Raw genomic sequence first — 5,871 nt, forward strand, 5'->3', positions numbered from 1 at the left:
CAAATCTCCATGTATAAATTCTTATGGTCTACATATATGAACTCTCAAAAGAGAACCTAAAACTTGCAAAAACAGAAGTATTAACATTAACAAAAGCAAGAAATTCAAAACTTAAAAAAAATTTATTATTTACTTCTGCATACAAGTATCCTGAAAGGCTTGCTTACACTAAAGCCGTTTACAAGTTCTTAGGCACAAACATAAATAAGATTAAATGGCAAAAATATTATAAAGATTCATTTTGTGTTAGAGTACAAGGCGCTAACGAAAGAGAATTAGCTGAAAAAATATGGAACAAACTAAAAAACCCAATAGTTAACTTAAAAAATCCCAAAACTCAATTCAACTTACTCAGTAAAAAATATTTTGGCTTGCTTATCTACAAAAATCAAGATGACTATGAAAAAAGAAAAACAAAAAACAGGCCCGAATCACATCCTTCTTCGCTGCACCCAAAACTTGCAAAGGCAATGATAAATTTAACCGGCGCAATAAAAAGTTCAATTATCTTAGATCCATTCTGCGGCTCAGGCGGTTTGCTAATTGAAGCCGGTTTAATGGGTATGAAAATTGAAGGTTCAGACCTTGACAGAAATATGGTAAACCGGGCAAAAATTAACCTTAAACATTATAAGATAAAAGCCAAAGTTGAACAAAAGGACGCTTTAACAATAACAAGGAAATATAAGTATGTTGTAACTGATTTGCCATATGGAAAAAGCACAAAAGTTACAAACATAAAATCTTTAGTAAAAGAATTTCTTGACAATATTAAAGCAAATGTTATTGTATTAGGACTTCCTGATTTTATCAAGCTGCCTAAAAATAAATATAAAGTAGAATCTTATTTCAAGCATTATCTGCACAAATCATTATCAAAAAAAATATACCTGTTAAAATGGAATACATCGCCTAAGTCAAACCTGACAAAATAAAAGATAAAGACAAAAATTGTTACATTATAAAAAATAATAAATTCATTAAACTGCAATTTTTCTCAAAAGAAACAGATAAGCTGTATAAATTAATACCGACAAGTTTCAGGCCAATTCTAAAAATTTCAGCAACTTCTATGCATAAAATGCCGTTCATTGAAAAAATTAAAAAATTAAAATTAAACGGAAAAATCCTTGATTCCGGCACCGGGCTGGGATATACAGCAATTGCAGCATCACAACATGCCAAACAAGTAATTACAATTGAATGGGATCCAAATGTAATTGAAATTGCAAAACTTAACCCTTATTCTGAAGAACTTTTTACAAAAGGTAACATTAAACAAATTAATGCAGATTTCACTAAAGAAGTTAAAAAATTTAAGACTAATGAATTTGATAATATTATTCTTGATGCCGGCACAGTGCATCAATCCGGAGACTTTTTCTCAACAAATAACTACAAAGAAGTTTACAGAGTGTTAAAACCTAATGGGAAACTTTTTCATTACCTGCCCCAATCAGGAATAATGCGAGGACGTGATTACATCGGCGAGATTATCAAACGTCTTAAAACGCTTGATTTCAAAAATATAACGAGAGATGATGAAAGTTCCAGTATTGAAGCTGAAAAATAATTAACCAGAAATGACACGAGGCATCACTATCGAACCGGAAAATCCGGAAAGAATTGAGGCGTCACCTGGATAGTTCCCGAACTATTGTACATTTCTAAACTATATTTAGTTACCCAACAAATATTTTGATTACAACTAAAAACTTGTTTCCATGAATTAACAAGTAAATCCAATTCATCTGACTTTACTAAACTAACTAAACTATAATTTACAAATGGATTCATTTGTTGCAGACAGTCTTGTTCAGATTCACATTTTAATTTGTTGCCATCTATCTTAATTTGCTCATATGAAGTTTCAACACATTTCAGATTATCATTCTCATCAGTACTACGTTGAGAATAACTTTTATCTATTTGACTAACATATAAAATACAATCCTCATTTGTAGAACATAAATGAGACAATGCTAACTTTTTGCTTCCATCAGTTCTTAAACATTCCTTGACTGATATTTCAGAAGGAACATCTGATTCAGTAGGAACATCTGAACTAGAACAACCGACTATAAATATAAACATAAAGACCAAAAATAGGAGTAGAATATTTTTCATAAAAATATGAGACAAATTAATATATAAAACTATCGTTTTGCCACTGCCAATCTACGAAATTGACTATAATAGGATTATCATAAACTAGGTTTATATTATAATTTTGGATGCACAACCAAACTAACAAAAGCTATACACATACCATTTAGATAAGTAGAAACCTTTTTAAACTTTAAATCTATATTTTACTTAAAGAGAGGTAATAATTAGATGAGTCTACAAATTTGGGCGATAAATGTTTTTTCAGCCATTGCAATTGTTATTGGTGGTTGGGGAATGCTTACTCATGTATTTCCGCGAATAGAAGAAATTCTTAAACCAATTATTAAAGATAAAGTATCATTAAAATCATTTATGGGACTTTTGAATATTATTATTTTATGGATAGTTGCCCAAGGAATAATCAATTACTTATTAAAAATAAATAACCCCGTATTAAACTTCATAGAAGTATTCACGCCAGCTTTAGATATATTTTTAGAGTTCTTACCTTACTTGAAATGGGTCATATTGGGCTGGTTCATTATAATCGCATTCAAAAAAAGATAAATAGATGCCTGAAACACAAGAATAAAGTTATGCCCAAAAAAACAAAATTCTTCGCAAACAATTAAACTTCAAAATCTTTATTCAAAAAAAATAATTTTATTTCCAACAACTAATCGTTCTGAATAAATAGTCCCCGCTGAAAACTCAACAACATATTTAGCTTTGTTTTTAGGATTATAATAACTGAAAGGTTTCAGATTTTCAACCAATTCAACAATATTATGCCTGGAATCAAGATAAACAACATCTATCGGAAAAAAAACAAACCACATATGTAAAGGAACGCGTTGTTCTTCATCAAATACAAACACCATAATAGCAGGTTTAAACCTAAACATTTGTCCTATACCTTTGGATATTAAATCTCGGCAAAAGATTGGATCTTCAAGTCTCATAATTATTATTAATAAATCCTATATTATATAACTTTCTGTAAAGAAAACCTTTTATACCTGTTAAGACTATAAATTTTAGGTGATACCAAATGAGAGATGAAAATTATTCAGAAGACGATCCCAAACCTGAAGATCAGGAAATGAGCGAAGATGAAAAAGAAGAACTTGAAATGGATATGGATGAGAAAGATGAAGATATTTATGAAGATGAAGGTTCAACTAAACTTGAAGAAGATGGCGTAATCGATCCTGCTGAAGAAGGTTTCATGAAAGGAGCTGCGCATGACGGCGAAGATGCGAAATGCCGCGAATGCGGAGAAATATTAGTAGATGACCATCTTGAAAAAGAAATTAATGGCAAGGTAATGCGGTTTTGTTGTGATTCTTGCTTGGAAAAATACGAAGAAAAACACCAAGAAGAAACAGACGAATAATTCAGGTTATTTTTTCAGATATTGAATACCCTGATGCTCTGCTCCAAATAAGATTTTATTTTTTTACTTGTTTTATCGTATATTGGGCAATTTTTCTAGCTATATTTTTTCCAGTCGCTTTTTCTAACCCTTCAAAGCCCGGATGCTGATTCACTTCAATTACTTGATTGCCGGTTTTACCTTTCATGATATCAACACCGCAAATATCAGCTTCTACTGCTTTTGCAGACTTTAAGGCCATTTCAATTAAATCAGAATCAGGTTTCATAACTTCAACTTTATTACCTAACGAAAAATTAGTTTTCCAGCCATGCACAGAAATTCTTTTCATGGCCCCAATAACTTCATTGCCTAAAACAAATAACCTGTAATCTTCATTTTTTTCATGGGGAATATATTCTTGTAAATAAATTAACCTTCCAACCTTGCTCATTGTCGATATCCAATCCTCAGCTTCTATACTTGAATTGATAAGCGCAACACCAGAACCCTTGCCTCCGTGTAAAAGTTTAAAAATTACAGGGTTTTCTAATTTTTTTACTGCTCTTAAAATGCCCGCAGAAGATGATGCAAGATAAGCTCTTGGTTGGGGGATATTATTTTTACTTAATAATAACGACGTCAGATATTTATTTTGACAATTTTTTATAGCTCTATAACTATTAATAGTGGGAATACCCATAGCTTCTAATTGTCTCATAGTAATTAAACCAAATCTATAATGACCAGTACTAAACCGGGGAAGCACCACATCCAATTCATCCAGTTTAACTTTATCTTGAAACCCGGAAAGTTTACCATCAATTGAAAGACACAACTTTCCCAAATTTAATTTTACTACTTTCAGATTCATTCTTTTAAATTCCTCAAGAATCCTCTTCCGAGCATGTTCATGAAATTTAATCCCAAGTAATCCTATTTCTATACCCATACCCAAATTCAAGTTTTATATGTTTATAAATATTTAGTAAAATATATGAGCATAGCTAATGCCATTCAATTCAATTAACTACAATTAGATTAACATAAACTTTATTGAGATTATAATTCAGAATGCCTAACTTAACTGGCAACAGCGAACAGATAAAGTAAAACCATAGTTTTATATAATAAAATGATTAAAAATAATATATGGTTGAAATTTCTGAACGTGAAGAAGAACTGCCCGAAGCGGTTATTGGCAAACTTCTTAAAATTGCTGCCGAAGATAAAAGTATCGCTTCACTTGGTCCTGGCGAACCTGACTTTTCACTCCCAAAACCATTAGTTAATTATATTCCGCAATTAAAAAATAAAGTTAACCATTACTCGCCACCGGCAGGTAGAAGTGATTTAAGAGAAGCGATTGCTAAAAAAGTTAGAAAAGAAAACAAGATAAAAGCTTCACCAGAAAATGTAGTAGTCACGGCCGGAAGCCAAGAAGCTTTAATGCTGGCTTCAATGTGCACTCTTGACGTATCTGACCAAGTAATACTTCCAACACCCGCATTTATGGGTTATCAGCCAATGTTCGATTTAATCAATGCGCAAGTTGTGCCTATACAGCTTAAAGAAGAATTAAAATTTGAACTAAGCCCTGACGACCTCAAAAAACACATTGATAAAAAGAAAACTAAAGTTTTACTTATTAACAGCCCTTCAAATCCTACCGGTAACGTAATAAGGAAAAAAGTTTTAGAAGAAATTTCAGACATTGCAGTTGAAAACGATCTTTATATATTTTCAGATGAAGCATATGAAAAAATCGTCTACGACCAAAAACATTACTCAATTGGCTCATTTAATGGCATGGAACAACGGGTCGTAACTTTGCAATCCTTTTCTAAATCACATGCAATGTGCGGATTTAGAATTGGTTACGCGATCGCAAACCCTGAACTTGTCCAAGCAATTTCAAAAATACATATTTACTCAACATTGACAGCATGCACATTATCACAAATGCTTGCAGTAAAAGCACTAAAATTACCTGAAAAATATATCAATGCAATGGTAAAAAGTTATAGGATAAGAAGAGATTACTTAGTAACAAGATTAAACGAGCTAGATTTGCCAACGCCAAAACCCGAAGGAGCATTCTATACATTTTCAAATATAAGCGAATATTCAAACAACAGTTTCAAATTTGCAAGCGATTTATTAAAAGCTAAAGTTGCAGTAGTTCCAGGTATAGAATTTGGGTTATATGGCGAAGGATATATCAGATGTTCATATGCAACCAACCTAAACGTTATCAAAACTGCAGCAGAAAGACTTGAAAAATTTTTGAAAAAATATGGCAAATAACAATGACAATACTAAAAAAATCGCATTAAACATAATAACAGTTATTTCTTTTGTTAGTTTAGTATTTGAATTCTCATTGG

General features: G+C 31.5%; 8 protein-coding genes. 5 read left to right on the plus strand and 3 right to left on the minus strand.

Annotated elements, in window-relative coordinates:
* Positions 1 to 23: 23 nt before the first annotated feature.
* Positions 24 to 935: a methyltransferase domain-containing protein gene (locus J4418_04020; protein ID MBS3113223.1), complete on the plus strand. Its 912-nt coding sequence runs from the start codon at positions 24 to 26 to the stop codon at positions 933 to 935.
* A gap of 146 nt (positions 936 to 1,081) precedes the next feature.
* A complete protein-coding gene (locus J4418_04025) occupies positions 1,082 to 1,573 on the plus strand; it encodes a methyltransferase domain-containing protein (GenBank protein MBS3113224.1) in 492 nt (163 codons plus the stop codon).
* A gap of 26 nt (positions 1,574 to 1,599) precedes the next feature.
* Here the strand turns inward: J4418_04025 and J4418_04030 are convergent, their stop codons facing one another.
* Entirely contained in the window at positions 1,600 to 2,127 is a 528-nt protein-coding gene (locus J4418_04030) for a hypothetical protein (GenBank protein ID MBS3113225.1), read from the minus strand.
* Between the two features lie 210 nt (positions 2,128 to 2,337).
* Between J4418_04030 and J4418_04035 the strand changes: the two genes are divergently transcribed.
* Entirely contained in the window at positions 2,338 to 2,676 is a 339-nt protein-coding gene (locus tag J4418_04035; protein MBS3113226.1) for a hypothetical protein, read from the plus strand.
* Positions 2,677 to 2,753: 77 nt separating this feature from the next.
* Here the strand turns inward: J4418_04035 and J4418_04040 are convergent, their stop codons facing one another.
* Positions 2,754 to 3,071, minus strand: a complete 318-nt coding sequence (locus J4418_04040) for a DUF192 domain-containing protein (GenBank protein ID MBS3113227.1) — start codon at positions 3,069 to 3,071, stop codon at positions 2,754 to 2,756.
* 89 nt (positions 3,072 to 3,160) lie between these two features.
* Here J4418_04040 and J4418_04045 point away from each other — a divergent pair, with 89 nt between their 5' ends.
* A complete protein-coding gene (locus J4418_04045) occupies positions 3,161 to 3,505 on the plus strand; it encodes a hypothetical protein (GenBank protein MBS3113228.1) in 345 nt (114 codons plus the stop codon).
* 55 nt (positions 3,506 to 3,560) lie between these two features.
* On the opposite strand, the gene J4418_04050 is transcribed toward J4418_04045, so the two are convergent.
* The gene (locus J4418_04050; GenBank protein ID MBS3113229.1) at positions 3,561 to 4,436 is read right to left on the minus strand and encodes a RimK family alpha-L-glutamate ligase; all 876 of its coding nucleotides are present in this window, start codon (positions 4,434 to 4,436) and stop codon (positions 3,561 to 3,563) included.
* Between the two features lie 200 nt (positions 4,437 to 4,636).
* On the opposite strand from J4418_04050, the gene J4418_04055 reads away from it, so the two are divergent.
* Entirely contained in the window at positions 4,637 to 5,791 is a 1,155-nt protein-coding gene (locus J4418_04055) for an aminotransferase class I/II-fold pyridoxal phosphate-dependent enzyme (protein MBS3113230.1), read from the plus strand.
* Positions 5,792 to 5,871: the final 80 nt, after the last annotated feature.

This window comes from Candidatus Woesearchaeota archaeon (assembly GCA_018303425.1).
GTDB lineage: Archaea > Nanobdellota > Nanobdellia > Woesearchaeales > JAGVYF01 > JAGVYF01.

Coding starts and splice junctions, on each gene's coding strand:
- J4418_04030 (MBS3113225.1), bottom strand. CDS start 2,127: ATGAAAAATATTCTACTCCTATTTTTGGTCTTTATGTTTATATTTATA.
- J4418_04020 (MBS3113223.1), top strand. CDS start 24: ATGGTCTACATATATGAACTCTCAAAAGAGAACCTAAAACTTGCAAAA.
- J4418_04025 (MBS3113224.1), top strand. CDS start 1,082: ATGCCGTTCATTGAAAAAATTAAAAAATTAAAATTAAACGGAAAAATC.
- J4418_04045 (MBS3113228.1), top strand. CDS start 3,161: ATGAGAGATGAAAATTATTCAGAAGACGATCCCAAACCTGAAGATCAG.
- J4418_04040 (MBS3113227.1), bottom strand. CDS start 3,071: ATGAGACTTGAAGATCCAATCTTTTGCCGAGATTTAATATCCAAAGGT.
- J4418_04035 (MBS3113226.1), top strand. CDS start 2,338: ATGAGTCTACAAATTTGGGCGATAAATGTTTTTTCAGCCATTGCAATT.
- J4418_04055 (MBS3113230.1), top strand. CDS start 4,637: ATGGTTGAAATTTCTGAACGTGAAGAAGAACTGCCCGAAGCGGTTATT.
- J4418_04050 (MBS3113229.1), bottom strand. CDS start 4,436: ATGGGTATAGAAATAGGATTACTTGGGATTAAATTTCATGAACATGCT.